Source organism: Spirosoma luteolum, assembly GCF_054778875.1.
The window spans coordinates 398,187-414,865 of sequence record NZ_BAAGZE010000003.1 but is presented as its reverse complement, the minus strand read 5'-3'; the positions used below and the strand labels follow the sequence as shown (position 1 = coordinate 414,865).

General features: G+C 59.6%; 10 protein-coding genes. 8 read left to right on the top strand and 2 right to left on the bottom strand.

Annotated elements, in window-relative coordinates; translation table 11 throughout:
• Positions 1-179: 179 nt before the first annotated feature.
• Complete coding sequence (sov, locus tag ACYVAC_RS04350) at positions 180-7,772, top strand: T9SS outer membrane translocon Sov/SprA (protein ID WP_461096356.1); 7,593 nt, start codon at positions 180-182, stop codon at positions 7,770-7,772.
• A gap of 42 nt (positions 7,773-7,814) precedes the next feature.
• On the opposite strand, the gene ACYVAC_RS04345 is transcribed toward sov, so the two are convergent.
• Positions 7,815-9,686 (bottom strand): histidine kinase dimerization/phosphoacceptor domain -containing protein, encoded by a 1,872-nt coding sequence (locus tag ACYVAC_RS04345; RefSeq protein WP_461096355.1) that lies wholly within the window; start codon positions 9,684-9,686, stop codon positions 7,815-7,817.
• 203 nt (positions 9,687-9,889) lie between these two features.
• Here ACYVAC_RS04345 and ACYVAC_RS04340 point away from each other — a divergent pair, with 203 nt between their 5' ends.
• From ACYVAC_RS04340 to ACYVAC_RS04310, 7 genes are all read left to right on the top strand, one after another.
• Positions 9,890-10,954, top strand: coding sequence for an aldo/keto reductase (locus ACYVAC_RS04340; protein ID WP_461096354.1), 1,065 nt, complete (start codon positions 9,890-9,892; stop codon positions 10,952-10,954).
• Positions 10,955-11,021: 67 nt separating this feature from the next.
• Positions 11,022-11,402 carry a glycine cleavage system protein GcvH gene (gene gcvH / locus ACYVAC_RS04335; protein ID WP_461096353.1) on the top strand — a complete coding sequence of 127 codons (381 nt, stop codon included), beginning with the start codon at positions 11,022-11,024 and terminating at the stop codon, positions 11,400-11,402.
• 135 nt (positions 11,403-11,537) lie between these two features.
• Positions 11,538-12,824: a dihydroorotase gene (locus ACYVAC_RS04330; RefSeq protein WP_461096352.1), complete on the top strand. Its 1,287-nt coding sequence runs from the start codon at positions 11,538-11,540 to the stop codon at positions 12,822-12,824.
• Positions 12,821-13,375, top strand: a complete 555-nt coding sequence (locus tag ACYVAC_RS04325; RefSeq protein WP_461096351.1) for a DUF4199 domain-containing protein — start codon at positions 12,821-12,823, stop codon at positions 13,373-13,375. The genes ACYVAC_RS04330 and ACYVAC_RS04325 overlap by 4 nt, the downstream gene beginning before the upstream one ends.
• A gap of 36 nt (positions 13,376-13,411) precedes the next feature.
• Positions 13,412-13,927 carry a DUF4199 domain-containing protein gene (locus ACYVAC_RS04320; protein WP_461096350.1) on the top strand — a complete coding sequence of 172 codons (516 nt, stop codon included), beginning with the start codon at positions 13,412-13,414 and terminating at the stop codon, positions 13,925-13,927.
• 44 nt (positions 13,928-13,971) lie between these two features.
• The gene (gene gldF / locus ACYVAC_RS04315) at positions 13,972-14,691 is read left to right on the top strand and encodes a gliding motility-associated ABC transporter permease subunit GldF (RefSeq protein ID WP_461096349.1); all 720 of its coding nucleotides are present in this window, start codon (positions 13,972-13,974) and stop codon (positions 14,689-14,691) included.
• Positions 14,692-14,699: 8 nt separating this feature from the next.
• Positions 14,700-15,053: a VanZ family protein gene (locus tag ACYVAC_RS04310; RefSeq protein ID WP_461096348.1), complete on the top strand. Its 354-nt coding sequence runs from the start codon at positions 14,700-14,702 to the stop codon at positions 15,051-15,053.
• 70 nt (positions 15,054-15,123) lie between these two features.
• On the opposite strand, the gene ACYVAC_RS04305 is transcribed toward ACYVAC_RS04310, so the two are convergent.
• Positions 15,124-16,488, bottom strand: a complete 1,365-nt coding sequence (locus ACYVAC_RS04305) for a tetratricopeptide repeat protein (protein ID WP_461096347.1) — start codon at positions 16,486-16,488, stop codon at positions 15,124-15,126.
• Positions 16,489-16,679 lie beyond the last annotated feature (191 nt).

The following is a 16,679-nucleotide window of genomic DNA, read 5'->3' as shown; positions in this document are numbered from 1 at the left end:
GGCCGAATGGTTTGTTGCGGCTGGAAAAAATAAAACGCACCCTAGACAATTGGCGCGGTTTTGGCCGTTAGAGTTGGGTGTGCACGGCGGCCCATTAGCAGAATCAGAAAGTACCATACATGGTGAACCCTTACTTCGTTGGCAACGTATTGACCTGTAATTGCTTTTCCGGTTGGAAAATGCCCTTGCTGTGCGTTGACAGGCGATGGCTGACCCTACTGCTCTGCCTGTCGGTAGGGGCGGGACTGGCGCTGGGCCAGACACCGGCCGCCCCGCGCCGGGCCGCTGGCCGGCGGCAGCAGGCCACGGCCGATTCGGCCCGGGCTGATGCCCGCCGACGCGCGCAGTTCCGGTCCGACTCGATCCGGCAGGCCAACCAGAACCGGGTCGACAGCCTGCGGGCGCTGCGCTCGGCCAATCGCCGGCCCACCGTCAACTGGCCCGACCGGCGGGCCACCCGCTTTTCGGAGCGTCCATCGAAATCACCGTTTATTCTGCGCGACCCTAAGGGTGTCTCGACCGACTTCCTGCTCAGCCCCGACGGGCGGGTGGGCGTAACGGAGCGCGTGCGGGCGGGCGTCTCGCTCTCGGGCGCACCCTTGCCGAATAGTGTACAGGGCCAGACGGCTACCACGGTTCCCGGCAGCAGTACGGTGCCGGGCGGATTGCCACCGGGTACCCTGCGCCCCGGCGAACCGCTGCCGGCGCTGGCCCTGCCGCCCTCGCAGTTCGGTCTGCCCTACCGACCCTCCGAAACCATTCCGCTGTCGACCTATAACGCGTTGCAGAACCAGCGGGTCGAGCAGAGTATCTGGCGCGAATACGGCGCCCGGGGCGACGGGCAGAGCGCCATCAGTGGGCGGGGCCTGTTTCCCAAACTTGAACTGCCGCCCCTCATCGACCGACTCTTCGGCGGCAGCCAGGTCGATTTCAAACCCAACGGGTTCGTGACGCTCGATTTCGGCTACCTCTACCAGTTTATCGACAATCCCGTGATCCCGGTGCGGCAGCGTCGCAACGGCAATTTTCTGTTCAACGAGCAGATCAGTCTGAACTTCAACGGTAAGATTGGGGAGAAGCTGGGCGTCCTGGCCAACTTCGATACCAAGGCCGCTTTCAACTTCGAGAATGCGCTGAAAGTAAACTACCGGCCGGGCGGTGGGCTGCCGGCTTTTGGGTCGGGGCAGGGGTTGCCCGGTGTACCAACGCTGCCGACGGCACCGGGCTTGCCGGGACTGCCGGGGGCCAACGGTACCCTGCCCGGTGGGGCGGGGGGCTTCCAGCCGCAGAACGAAAGCATTCTGCAAGGGCTCGAAGTAGGTAACATCAGCTGGGCCATCAACAGCCAGCTCATTCCGGGGGTGCAAAACCTGTTCGGGATCAAAACCCAGCTGCGCTTTGGCAAGCTCAACGCCACGGTGGTCGCGTCGCAGCAGCGCTCCCGCAAAAGCGAGATCGTGCTGCGTGGCGGAACCTCCAACCGGCCGTTTGAAATCCGCGCTGATCAGTACGACGAAAACCGCCACTTCTTCCTGTCGCAGTTTTTCCGGTCGATCTACGAGCGGTCGCTGAAAACGCTGCCGCAGGTAACCTCGGGCGTCAACGTAACGCGTGTGGAGGTCTACGTAACCAACCGCACCAACACCACCGAAACGCTGCGCAACATTGTGGGCTTTCAGGATCTGGGCGAAGGCAGTCCGTACAACACGACCAACGGAAACCTGCAGCCGGTTAACCCGCGCTCGCCGGCCGATAATACCGCCAATGGCCTCTATGGTAAGCTGACGGGCAATCCCGGCAGTCCGTTCCGGCAGGTCGACCAGACCTCCGAAGTACTCACCACGGCGTTTGGGCTGAGCAAGGGTACCGACTTCGATTTTCTGCGGGGCGCCAAACGCCTGACCGACCGCGACTTCAAGCTGCAGCCCGAACTGGGGTACATTTCGCTGACGACGGCGCTGCGCAACGATGAGGTGCTGGCCGTGGCCTACGAATACACCTATCAGGGGCGCAAGTATAAGGTGGGGGAGCTGACCGAAGATTACCAGGCCCGCCCCGCCGATGAGGTGCTGGTGCTGAAACTGCTGAAATCGGCCACGCTGCGCAACAACCTGCAGCTGCCGATGTGGAACCTGATGATGAAAAACATCTATTCCATCAACACGGCCCAGATCAGCCGGCAGGGCTTTCAGCTCCGCATTATCTACAAGGATGACCTGACCGGTATCGACAACCCCAACCTGCAGGAGGGGGCTCAACTCCAGAACAAACCGCTGGTACAGGTCTTCGGCATGGACCGGCTCAACCAGCAGCTCGATGCCCAGCCCGACGGTAACTTCGACTACGTCGAGAACGTGACCATCGACAGCCGGTTCGGCAAAATCATCTTCCCGGTGCTCGAACCGTTTGGGTCGTATCTGGAACGGCAGTTTCTGCCTGGCGAAGAAAGCCTGAAAGCCAAGTACGTCTTCAACCAGCTGTATCGGACCACGCTGGCCGATGCCGCCCAGCAGGCCGACAAAAACAAATTTTTCCTGAAAGGGGCCTTCCAGTCGGGCAACGGCGCCGAAGTGCAGCTGCCCTACGGTGTCAACGAGCAGTCGGTAACGGTGACGGCGGGCGGGGTGCCGCTCACGGCCGGAGCCGACTATGTGTTTGAAAGCCAGACCGGCCGCCTGCGTATTATCAACGAGAGCGTGACCAACTCGGGCCGTGAGGTGCGCATTGGCTACGAGCAGCCCGACCTGTTTCAGAACCAGATCCGAACGCTGCTGGGTACCCGGCTCGATTACGCCATCAACCGCGACATCAGCGTGGGGCTGACGGCCATGCACATGAAAGAAACGCCGGCCGGCTACCTGACCCGCGTGGCGCTGGGCAACGAGCCGGTCAACAACACCATGCTGGGCATCAACGCCACGCTGCGGAAAGATTTACCGGGCCTGACGCGCCTGCTCGATAAGCTGCCCAACGTGCAGACCAAAGAAATGTCGACCATTCAGGCATCGGGCGAGGTAGCGCAGCTGCTGCCCGGCACCAACCCCCGCGCCCGCAACGAAAGCTATCTCGATGATTTCGAAGCCGCCCGTACCATCTTCGACCTGACGCGGCAGCCGGTGCGGTGGCGCCTGGGCAGTACCCCACAGCAGTTTTCGCAGGGGTCGTTCCAGAACCCGCTGGAGTCGGCCTACAACCGCGCCCGCATCTCGGTCTACAGCGTCGACCCATCGCTCTACACGCCGGGGCAGGTGGGCGTAGCGTCCAACATCGACCCCGATGAGGTGAACCGTTACGCCTACGAGCGGTATTTTCTGCCGCAGGATCTGTTTCCCGGCCGGTCGGTGCGGGTCGTGAACCTGCCCGAAAGTATTCTCGACGTGTCGTATTTCCCGTCGGAGCGGGGGATGTACAACTACAACCCCAATCTACGCGCCGACGGTACGCTGAACAACAATCCCCGGCAGAACTTCGGCGCTGTTACGCGGGCCATCGCGTCGGACATCGACTTCGACAACGCCAACATCGAGAATATCACGTTCTGGCTCATGGACCCCTTCGTTAAGGGCGAAGCCGGCAAGATCCGCTGGAGCCAGGATCCCACCAAAAACACCAACAATACCAAGGGCGGTAAGCTGGTATTCAACCTCGGCGACGTGTCGGAAGACGTGATCAAAGACAGTCAGTACGAGTTTGAAAATGGCTTTCCGATCGATTCGACGGCCGATAACCGGCTCAACGGCGGCACCAACCGCACCGCCTGGGGCAAAGCACCCCGGCAGCAGTTTGTGACCAATGCGTTTCAGAGCGGAGGCCGCGACCAGCAGGACATCGGGCTCGACGGTCTCGACAGCCGCATCACCAAATCCGAGCAAACGTTTTTCTCGTCGTATCTGAGCACGGTGCGCGGCCGCGTGACCGATCCGCAGGCGTACTCAGCCATCGAAGCCGACCCCTCGGGCGATGACTTCAAGTTCTATCTGGGTGAGGAAGCCGACCGGGAACGTTATATCGTGGCCCGCTACAAATACTTCATGGGGATGGAAAACAACTCCCCCGAAAACACCACGACCAACCAGTTTCTGACCCCGGCGTCGACCACGCTGCCCGACATCGAAGACCTCAACACCGATAATACCATCAACGACAACGAAGCCTACTACGAATACGAAGTCGACCTGCGCGACGGCAAACTCGAAGTAGGGCAGGGCAACATCGTCGATAAAGTAGTGGTGCCGCCAGCCGTGTCGGGTGGGGTGCCGGTAACCTGGTACCAGTTCCGGATTCCGATTCGGGAGTACCTGCGTAAGGTGGGCAACATTAACGGTTTTAAGTCGATTCGTTTCATGCGGATGTACCTCACCGATTTCGAAGAGCCGGTGGTGCTGCGGTTTGCCCAGCTTCAGATGGAAGCCAACCAGTACCGCAAATACACCGGCGACCTGAACCAGCGGGGGCTGCAGGAAGTGCCCGAGCCCTACGACGCTCAGTTTACGGTGTCGACGGTGAACGTTGAAGAGAACAGCCAGCCGAACAATACCACCGCGGGAGGACAAACCGATGCCAAGTACGTGTACACGGTGCCGCCGGGCTACGTGCGCGACCGCGACTACACGCAGGTAAACACGGTCGAGCTGAACGAGCAGTCGATGCGGCTGAGCGTGACCAACCTGCGCGACGGCGATTCGCGGGGGGCGTTCCGCAACACCAACTTCGACCTGCAGTTCCGGAAAACGATCCAGATGTTTGTGCACATGCACAATCCGACCAATACCAGTGGGCAGGTGTCGGCGTTTGTGCGGCTGGGTACCGACTATACCGATAACTACTACGAAATCGAGATTCCGAACTTGGTGGCTACACCCGGTAACCTGCTGGGCAGCCCGAACGACGAGGCTTTCCGGCAGGCTGTCTGGCCCGAAGCGAACAACCTGAACCTGGCGATCGAAGAACTGATCAATCTGAAGGCCCAGCGCAACCTGAACCTGACCCGCCGGACGGCCCTGCCTTTCTCGGGGCGCTCGGCCGATGGGCGGTACGTGCTGACGGTGGTGGGCAACCCCGACCTGACGGCGGTGCAGTCGGTGATGATTGGTGTGCGCAACCCCAAATTGCCAAACGATGGCGAGCGGGCCGAGTCGTTTACGATCTGGGTGGATGAACTGCGGGCCAACGGCTACGATCAGCACGCCGGTACGGCCGCCATTGCGTCGGTCAACCTGAAACTGGCCGATCTGGCGACCATCACGGCCTCGGGCCGGATTCAGACCTACGGCTTCGGCGGGGTGCAGACCAAGATTGGCGAACGCGCCCGCGAAACCACCACCGAATACGGCATTTCGTCGGCCATCTCGGTCGACAAGCTGCTGCCGGCCAGCTGGGGGCTCCGGATTCCGCTCTACGTGAACTACGACCACCGCAACATCAACCCCCAGTTCGATCCGCTCGACCCCGATACTCCGCTCAAAACGTCGCTGATGACCAAGGCCGAGGGGATCGACCGCGACAATTACCGGATGCTGGTGCAGGACAATACCACTCGGCGCGGCTACAACCTCTCGAACGTCAGGAAGCTCAAGACCAACCCGACCGCTAAAGCGCACTTCTGGGATATCGAGAACCTGGCCTTTACCTACGCCTTCAACGATACCAAGCGCACCAACATTCTGACGCAGGAATACCTGCAGCAGCAGCAGCGGGGCGGCATTTCGTATACGTATAGCAGCCAGCCCAAAACGTTCGAGCCATTCCGTAACAAAGCGTCGTTCGAAGCGCCGTACCTGCGCTGGCTCAAGGATTTCAACCTGACGCCCCTGCCGTCGCTGGTGTCGATCCGGACCGACCTCGACCGCAGTTTCATTAAAACGCAGCTGCGCAGTTCCGACCTGACCACCAACGGTATTGCGCCCCAGTACGAAAAATATTTCCTGTTTAACCGCTACTACGACCTGACCTGGAACCTGACCCGCAGCCTGGTGCTGACCTACCACGCGCAGGCCAATGCCATTGTGGATGAACCCGCCGGCGATATCAACACCCAGGCCAAGAAAGATTCAGTCATGAACAGCCTCCGGCACTTCGGCCGGCTGAAGAACTACGTGCAGGATATCCGGGCCACCTACCGGCTGCCGCTCGACAAGATTCCGCTGCTCGACTGGATTGCGGCCGACGCGGTCTATGGCGTGGGCTACCAGTTCCAGGCCAACTCCTACGGTATTGCCGATACGCTCAACGTGCCGTTTGGCAACATTCTGCGCAACAACCGCGAGCGGGGCATTACCGGTCGCGTCGACCTGATCCGGCTGTATAACAAAATCCGGTACCTGCGCTTCGTGAATACGCCCGCGCCGGTGCGTAAGAACTTTGCCCGTAACCCCGGCGATATCGAAGAAATCGAACGGGGCGAAAGCAAAGTGCTCAAAAACTTCACGCGGGCGCTGCTAACCGTGCGCGGTATCAACTTCAGCTATACCGTGCAGGAGTCGACGGTGCTGCCGGGCTTCCTGCCCACGCCCCGCTTCTTTGGTCTCGACCGCAACAATGCCCCCGGCCTGGGGTTTGTGCTGGGCGGGCAGGACCGGGCCATTGCCTACAAAGCGGCCGATAAAGGCTGGCTCTCGCCCAGTACGGTGCAGAACACGGCCTTTCAGCAAACGCTGGCCCGTAACTTCAACGCCCGTACCACGCTGGAGCCCTTCCGCGATTTCCGGATGCAGGTCGAGTGGCGGCTGACCCGTTCGGATGCCTACCAGGAGTACTACCGCCCGGGTTCGATCGGGGGTGCCTTTGAAACGCAGTCGCCGGTGCGCAATGGCCAGTTCTCGATGTCGTTCTGGTCGTTCCGAACGGCGTTTATCGGCCTGCGGGGCGATAATACCTCGCCCATCTTCGACCGGTTCGAAGCCTACCGGCAGTTCTTCATCGACCGGCTTACCCTGGCCGATAGCGAGAAGAAAGGGGTGTATAACAAAACCTCGCAGGATGTGCTGATCCCAGCCTTCTTTGCTGCCTACAGCGGGCAGGACCCCACCAAAACCAAACTATCGCCGTTCTATAACTTCCCGCTGCCCAACTGGCGGGTCGACTACAACGGGCTGTCGGGGCTGGGCTTTATCCGCGACCGGTTCAGCGCATTCACCGTCACCCACAGCTACAACTCGACCTACAGCGTCGGCAATTTTATCTCGAACCTCGACTACGGGGCGGCTTTCGTGAATCTGTCGGTGCAGGGCTACCCCATGGCCGCAGCCGTCAACCAGTTGGGGCAGTACGTGCCGGTGTTTGCCATGAGTACCATCACCATGTCGGAGAAATTTGCGCCCATGATCGGTGTGCAGTTCCAGACCAAAAGCCGCGTCAGTGGCCGACTGGAGTACAACCAGAGCCGCGATGTGGCGCTGAACCTGTCGAACGCGCAGGTGGCCGAACTGACCAATAAAGATTTGACGGCCTCGGTGGGCTTTACGCGGCAGAACGTCCGGATTCCGTTTCGCATCAACGGCGCTTACAAAAAGCTTAAAAACGACCTGACGTTCTCGCTCAACCTGACCCTGCGCGATACCCGCGCCATTCAGCGTAAGCTCGATGCCGAGCAGACCGTTACGGCCGGCAACGTGAACTTCCAGCTCCGGCCGCAGCTCAGCTACATCGTGAGCCGCCGACTGAACGTGAATGTTTACTTCGACCGTACCTTCAACGATCCCCTCGTGTCGAACTCGTTCCGGCGGGCTACCACAGCGGGCGGGGTGCAGGTCAAGTTCAACCTCGCCGAATAGCACCCGTACCGGCCGCGCACTGCGGGCGTGGCCGGTACGGCATCAGGCTGCCTGCGCGGTGCCGGCGTAGCGTTGCCAGACCCGGTCGGCCGGAATGCGCAGTTCGACGCGGGTGCCCTGGCTGCCATCGACCGACAGGGTGCCGCCCAACTGCCGGCTCAGCGACACAATAAGCCGATGGCCGAACGAACGCGGCTGCGAACGCCACCGCTCCGGATCGACCCCGGGACCGTTATCCTGTACTATCAGCACGAGTGGACCCCGGTCGAAGGGGCTGGCCGAGCCATCGGTAGGGGGCATAAGCGATACGAGCAACGCGGGCTTGTCGACGCCCTGAAACGCGTACTTGAAAGCGTTGGTAAGCAGTTCGTTCAGAATCAGGCCGATGGGGATGGCAATGTCGACGTCGATTTCGTGGGGCGTTACGCGCAGGTCGAGGGCCAGCCGATCGGCACCGAAGCCAAACGACTGCATCAATTCATGGGTCAGGTCGGTGATATAGTCCTGCACCCCAATGCGGCTCACGTTGTCGGTCTGGTAAAGCCGATGGTGGATCAGCGTCATCGCTTCCACCCGGTGCTGCCCGTCGAGCACAGCCTGGGCCGCTCCCTTATCCTGCAACTGGCTCGACTGTAGCCGCAACAGGCTCGAGATCATACTCAGGTTGTTTTTTACACGGTGGTGCAGTTCGTGCATGAGCGTCGTCAGCTGGGTCGATTGCTCCCGGATCTGCACATTGTTGGCCGAGATAACCCGGTTGGTTTCGGCCAGCTGCGCATTGGTTTTCCGAATGAGCCGGTACTGCCAGCTGCTGATGGCCAGCAGCACAAGCAGCACCATGATGCCGGCCATCCCCACCCACAATTGCCGTTGCTGCTGCTGGTTGTCGGCGCGGAGTTGCGCGATCCGGGCCTGTTTCTGGACGGTCTGGTAGCGCGTTTCGACGTCGATGAGCTGCCTGCTTTTTTCGGCCGTAAACATACTGTCGCGCCAAACCACGTACTGCCGGTGGTACTGCAACGCCTGGCGGTAGTTGCCCTGCTGTTCGGCAGCGCGGGTCAGAATGTCGTAGCTCTCGCGCCGGATCGGGTAGGGGTCGCCCGAGTGCGCTGCCCGATCGAGGGCCTGCCGGGCGTAGGCCGCGGCTTCGGCCGGGCGACCGAGCAGCAGGAGCGTATTGGGCAGGTTGATGTAAACAAAAGTTTCGATCGACGGCTCGTGGGCCTGCTTCGCCCAGGCAAGACAGGCGCGAAAAGCCTGTTCCGACTCGGCCAGCCGGCCGGCGTTTTTGAGGGTAATGGCCCGGTTGAGTAGCAGCACGTAATAGGCAAAGTGATCCTGCAGCTTTTTGTAGAGGGCAAGGGCCTGCTGGCTGTAGGCCAGCGATTCGGCGCGCCTGTGCTGGCTGTCTTTGTAGTTGGCCAGGTTCGAGAGGGCATCGGCTTCGGCAACGGGGAGGTGATGGCGCCGGGCTTCGGCCAGACTCGCTTCGTAGTACTTGCCCCGGTTCACCTCGTCGCCCGCCCGCTCATACACTTGCCCGAGCATCAGCAGCAGGGTCGACACCTGGTCGTGGCGCCCGGCCTGCTGGTACAGGCGCAGCGACCGCTGAAAATGCGTCAGTGCCCTGGGAAACTGGCTCTGGCTTTTGGCCAGATACCCCAGCGATCGGTACACGCCCGCGATAAGCAGCGGCTGGTGGGTTCTTTCGGCGGTCGTCAGCGCCGATTGCAGCACCGAATCGGCGGTGGCGAAGCGGCCGAGATCGATCTGAGTGTCAGCAAACCGCCGGCTGGCTTTAATCTGACTGGTGTCGGGCAGTGTGGCAACCGAGTCGATAAACGTCCGACCCCACTGGGCCGACACTCCGGCACTGCTGGCCAGAACCAGCAGCAACGACAGATACAATTTCATGGCGAAAAAAGAGGGGTGGCAACAACAGGGAAAAGGGCCAGGCTGGCCGGAGCAGGAGCGGTGTGGGAAGACGGGCTAAAACTACCAATTTTATGGACAAAACACGTTTCGTATCTGGGCTGATTGTGAAGCGGATAGCCGTTGGCTGGTAACCATTTGGCCGGCCAGGACGTTGATTCGGGTGAACCTCAACCAAACTGTTCATGAATTACAGACCATTGGGAAACACCGGCGTGCTGGTATCGGAAATATGCCTGGGCACGATGACGTTCGGGGGCGAAGGCTACTGGAAGGCCATGGGCCAGTTGCAGCAGGATGCTGTAAACGACATTGTGAAGACCGCTCTCGACAGCGGCATCAATTTCATCGATACGGCCAATGTTTACTCATTCGGGCAGTCGGAAACCCTGCTGGGGCAGGCACTGCAGGGACTGGGTATCAGCCGCGACGATATCGTGCTGGCTACCAAGGTACGGGGCCGCATGGGCGACGGTAAGAATCAGGTCGGGCTGGGGCGGCTGCAGATCATGCAGCAGATCGAAGGCAGTCTCAAACGGCTCCAGACCGATCACATCGACCTCTACCAGATTCACGGCTTCGATCCGATGACGCCCCTCGAAGAAACCATGCGCGGCCTGGAAGATGTGGTGCGAAGCGGTAAGGTGCGCTACATCGGCTGCTCGAACCTGGCCGCCTGGCAGGTCATGAAAGCCAATGGCATTGCCGAAAAAAACGGCTGGACCCCGTTTTCCTCGACTCAGAACTACTACTCCATTGCCGGCCGCGATCTGGAAAACGAACTGGTGCCGATGGCCCACGATCAGCAGATGGCCATTCTGCCCTGGAGCCCCCTGGCGGGTGGTTTTCTGTCGGGCAAATACACCCGCAGCAATAAACCCGACGGAGAGTCGCGCCGGTTGGTATTCGATTTCCCGCCCGTCGATCAGGAAAAAGCCTACGACATCATCGAGGCTATCGAACCCATTGCCCAAGCGCATGGCGTGTCGGTAGCGCGCATTGCGCTGGCGTGGGTGCTGGCCCGGCCCGGCGTTACCAGCGTAATCATTGGTGCCAAAAACACCGATCAGCTCATCGATAACATCAAAGCCGTCGATATAAGCCTGACCACCGAACAGCTCGAACAGCTCGATGCCGTAAGCAGCCGGCCCAAACCGTATCCGCAGTGGATGATCGAGCGGCAGTCGGGCGACCGGCACGGCCCATATAATTTCAACCCCAACCCGCCGGGCAGCAGCACGGCCAACTAAAACCACAGGCCTTTGCAAATGCGGCCCGCTCTGCCGTATTTTGTGGCTATAAATCACGTACCCCGCAATGAATTTTCCCGCAGAACTGAAGTACACGCAGGATCACGAATGGATTCGGCTGGAAGCCGACGGCACAGCCGTTGTCGGCATCACTGATTTCGCGCAGCACGAGCTGGGCGACATCGTCTTCGTCGACGTTGCAACGGTTGGGCAGTCCCTCAGCAAAGGGGATGTGTTTGGGTCGGTAGAAGCCGTGAAAACGGTATCTGACCTGTTTCTGCCCCTCGATGGTGAAGTACTGGAAGTAAACAAAGGCGTTGAGAAAAGCCCCGAACTGGTCAACAGCGATCCCTACGGTGATGGCTGGATTATCCGGATGAAGCCCAGCAGCGACAGTCTGGACGACCTGCTGACGGTAGCGGCTTATCAGGAACTGGTTGGTGCCTGATCGACCGATTGCGTAATGAAAAAGGCTCCAGCCGGCAACCCGCCTGTGGAGCCTTTTTTTTAGATAGATCCGCCGTGCCTGCCGGCCCCGCCGGCCCGGGCCCACGGCTTATTGCAAACCGCCTGTTTCCTCTTCATGGACTTACTGATTCGCGCTGCCCGCCTGTTTGATTCGACGTCGCCCGCCCACGGCGAACCGATGGATATATGGATTGAGAATGGCCTTATTCGTCAACTGGGTCAGCACCTGGCCGTACCCGATGGGACGCGGGTGGTGGAGGCCGCCAACCTGTGTGTGTCGCCGGGCTGGGTCGATATGCGGGTAACGGCGCAGGACCCCGGCTACGAGCACAAAGAAGATCTGACGAGTGTGTGCCAGACCGCTGCCGCCGGGGGCTTTACCGATATTGTGCTGCTGCCCAACACCCTGCCGGTGGTCGATGCCAAGGGGCCGCTGGGCTACCTGCAGCGCATGAGCACCGGGCAGCCGGTACGCGTGCACGCCATGGCCGCTATTACCCGCAAGGCCGAAGGCATTGACTTTACCGACATGATCGACCTGCACCATGCCGGGGCAGTGGCTTTCTCCGACGGTACCCACCCGCTGCAACATCCCGACCTGCTGCTGAAAACGCTGCAGTACCTCAATCCGATTGGCGGACTGCTTATCAACCGGCCCGAAGAAACCAGCCTGAACCTGTACGGGCAGATGCACGAAGGTGTACAGAGCACACTGCTGGGGCTCAAAGGTATGCCCAGTCTGGCCGAAGAAATCAGGGTGGAGCGCGACCTGCGGCTGCTGGAATACGTACTGGGTGGTTCGGGCGAGAGCGATCGTCCGCTGCTTCACTTCGCTACGCTCTCCACGGCCCGTTCGGTCGAGCTGATCCGGCAGGCCAAAGCGCAGGGGCTACCCGTCAGCTGCGATGTGGCCGTGCATCAGCTGGTATTCGACGACAGCGCCATGGCCGGCTTCGATACCAACCTGAAAGTGAATCCGCCCTTCCGCTCGCCCGACGACAGGCAGGCGCTCTGGGCCGGTCTGGCCGATGGCACGATCGACGCCATTGTGTCGGACCACAGCCCGCAGGATGCCGAAAGCAAAAATCTGGAGTTCGATCAGGCCGAATTTGGTATGATCGGTCTCGAAACGGTTTTCGCGGCCGCCATCACCCACAACCAGGCGCTGCCACTGACTACCCTCATTGACCGGCTTACGGCCGGGCCCCGCCATATTCTGCGGCTGCCCCCCGTCCGGATGGCCGAAGGGGAGCCCGCCTGTCTGACGCTGTTCGACCCAACGGCTTCGTGGACGTACGCGCACACCCGGTCGAAATCCAAAAACTCACCTTTCCTGGGTCAGACACTCACGGGCCGCGTTATCGGTACGGTGGCTCAGGGACAGTACATCCCAACCGTATGAAGGCCATCCTGACGTATTTTAACCACCCCCTGCTGAAACTGCCCCTGCTGGCGGGTCTGCTGACGGGGGTGTTGTGCTTCGTGTACTTTCTGGCGCTCTATGCGCTGGGCATTCCGCCCCTGGGCAACATTCGGGTACTCGATTTCGGAATTCACATCATCATGATGGTAGCCACGGTCTGGTACTACCGCAAGTATGTGGGCCACGGTATGCTGCACCTCTGGGAAGGTATTACGATCTGCTACGTGCTCAACACAGTGGCCGCCCTGCTGACGGGCTGGCTTATTTATTTTTTCGTGACTCAGATTAGCCCCGATGTATTTGCCGAATACGTCGTTAATTCGAAAAAATTACTGCTCGAGGGCAAGAAGCAGCTGACCGATCAGTTTGGCCCCGAAACGTTTCAGGAGCAATGGAACAAAGTAAGCAACATGCAGCCCGGCGTGCTGCTGCCCGACGAGCTGACCAAGAAAACGGCGCTGGCCGTATTACCCGTGCTCATTGTTTCGCTTATCTTCCGCAAACAGGATTACGGCGTTTACCAGCAGTAGTACCAACCGAAAACCTATTCCTCGATAACCTGTACCATGACCGAACAACCTTCTACCGCACGTGTGGCCCTGAAATGGGGCGTTATGCTGGGCATCGCCCTGATGCTCATCACCCTGCTCATGTACCTGACCACGCCAACAGGCAACATCGGGTTTACCCTGCTCACCCTGGCTGTGATGGTGGCGTTTCTCTACCTGGGCATGAGCGAATACCGCCGGCTGAACGGGGGCTTCATGGCGTACGGCGAAGGCATGGGGCTCGGTGCGCTGCTCTCGGCCGTGGCCGGTATGCTATCGGCGGCCTTCACCACGTTCTATAACGTAGTGATCGACCCCGAGATACAGCAACGGTCCATCGAACTGGCCCGCGAGCAGCTCGAAAAACAGAACATGAGCGACGAACAGATCGATCAGGCTATGGAAATGGCCATGAAATTCCAGTCGCCCGGGTTCATGTTTGTAGCCGGTATCTTCGGTACCATCATTATGGGCGCTCTGCTGTCGCTGGTTGTGGCGGCCGTGCTGCGCAAAAACCGGCCGGTGTTCGAATAAACCGGCCGTCGATTCCTGACTGTTTCATTGACCCTGTTCTCGCTGTGCTCGCTATTTTCCGGAAAGAGATCAACCAGTTTTTCTCGTCGCCCATTGCCTACATCATCATGGCCGTTTTTCTGACGGCGCTGGGGTTGCTGCTCTGGGTGTTTCCGGATACCAGCGTGCTCGACGCGGGCTATGCTAATCTGACGACGTTTTTCAGTCTGACGCCCTACGTGCTGCTGTTTCTGGTGCCGGCCATCACCATGCGCGCCATTGCCGATGAGGTTCGGACCGGCACGCTCGAATGGTTGCTGACCAAGCCCGTTGGCGGCTGGAGCATTGTGGGGGGCAAGTTTCTGGCCTGCTGGTTGCTGGTGGCGCTTACGCTGCTGCCTACGCTGCTCTACTACGTCACGCTCTACACGCTGGGCTCACCCGTGGGAAATATCGACTCGGCGGGTGTATTTGGGGCATACATCGGGCTGCTGCTGCTGGCGGGCGTGTTCGTGGCGATCGGCCTGTTTGCGTCGGCTCTCAACGACAACCAGGTGGTTGCTTTCGTGCTGGGCGTGTTTTTCTGTTTCCTGCTCTACGCCGGCCTGGGAGCCGCGGGTGCGCTGCCACTGGGACGGGTGTCGTACTACCTGGCTTACCTGTCGCTCGATGAGCAGTACCGGGCGCTGGGGCGTGGTCTCGTCGACTCCCGCAATGTAGTGTACCTGCTGAGTCTGACGGCGTTTTTTCTCTGGCTCACCGTGCGCCGGCTCAGCCGCAACTAATCTTCTCCATGACGCTGAAATCGCTTCTGTACTACGCGGCTCTGGGCAGTACCATCGCCATTTTTATCGGCTGCTCCATTCCGGGCAAGCAGGTGCCAACCGTTTTTTCGGCCAGCGACAAGCTCACCCACGTATTTATTTTTGCGGTGTTTGGCGGGCTGTGGTATCTCAACGGCTACAAAGCGTGGCGCGTGCTGCTGGCCGGTATCGGCTACGGCATTCTGATTGAAATCTGGCAGGGCATTATGCCCATCAACCGATCCTTCGACCTCTACGATGCTCTGGCCGATTCGATTGGCACGGCGGCTGGTATTGGGGTGGCCATGTTGCTGGCCCGCTGGCTGCCCATCCGAACCGCCTGAAAACAGCTTGTGCCCGACCAGCGCAAATCCCTGAACGCTGATCGGGCACAAGCAACAAAACCATAAGCGATTACCGCATGGCCGTGGGGCGGGGCGTCGTATTGCACTTCAGGCCAATAATCTTGTAGGCCTGCGCGTAGCCCAGTTCACCCGACCGGCTCAGGTCGACGCAGCCCGCCGATTCTTCGCCCGTATCGAACCGGATAACACCGCGCAGGTAGTACGATTCGGCGTGGCGCGGGTTAAGCTTGATCGTGCTGTTGCAGTCGATCATCGATCCTTTCTGATCGCCCAGCGTTGAGCGCACCATGGCCCGAATGAAATACGCTTCGGCATTGGTTGGGTTCAGTTCAACGGCCCGGTTCAGGTCGAGCAGCGCCGACTTGCCTTCGCCCGCCGAGTTTTTCAGAATACCCCGCACCAGATACGCATCCGACCGGTCTTCGCTCAGCTCGGTAACCTTGTAGCGGTCCTGCACCACCGAGCCCAGCAGCGGTAGGGTACTCGATGTGATGAAATCACTGTAGTACGCTTTAGTCTGGATGCTGGTGTTGCCCATCTCGATCGACTTGTCGATGTCGGCTAGGGCCGGGCGAGCATTGCCAAGCCGGCTTTTGCAGAAACCCCGGCTGAAAAGCGCCTTGTGGTGCGTCGGATTGAGCTGGATGGTGTGGTCGAAATCGGCCAGTGCGCCCTGGTAATCGGCCGAACGGCTCTTCACCAGTCCCCGGCGGTAGTAGAGGTCGGCTTCATCTTTGTTGATCTCGATGGCGCGGTTGAAATCGCTTAAGGCATTTTTCAGGTCGTCGAGTTTGAACCGGGCGTAGCCGCGGCCGTCGAGAGCCTGCGAGCGGTTGGGCGACTTATCAACGACCAGCGAAAAATCGGCCAGCGCGCCTTTATAATCCTGCATCAGGGTTTTGCAGTTGCCGCGGGCCAGCAGCATGTTTATATCGTTGGGCGACAGCGAAACCGCTTTGTTGAAATCGCTCAGGGCACCGCCGTAGTAGTTGATCTGCTGGCGGCAGATACCCCGGTAGTAGTAAAGCAGCGGATCGTTGCCATTGAGCTCAATGGCGCGGTTGAAATCCTGCATCGCACCCCGGTAGTCTTCCTGCTTAGAGCGGTTCATGCCCCGGTACAGATATGCGTTGGGATCGGCGGAGTTCAGTTCCAGCGACTGGTCGAGGTCGAGATTGGCGCCCTGCAGATCGTTGAGACTGATTTTGGCCAGCGCGCGGTTGTAGTAGCTCGCGGCATTTTCGGGGTTCAGAATAATGGCTGTTGTGAACGACTGTAGCGCACCGGTGTAGTCTTTGGCCGCACTGCGCGTAACGCCCTCGTTGAAATAGTCGGCGGCCGTTTGTTGGGCCACGAGCGGAGTTGTAACCAGGGCAAACGCAAACGAGAGGAACGATAAAAAGTACTTATACATGTAGCTATTTTTATAGGTTGGGTTGATTGAGGGGATTTCGCGCCAAAACTAACGGATTGACCAGTAGGTCTGCGCTCCGCTCACGAAATAAGTATTAATGCTTAATAAAATATACATTGTCATATATCTAAAAAAATAACTAGCTGTTAATGAATACGTAAAAAGTCTTCTTTGTCACGAAAAAGTGAGAC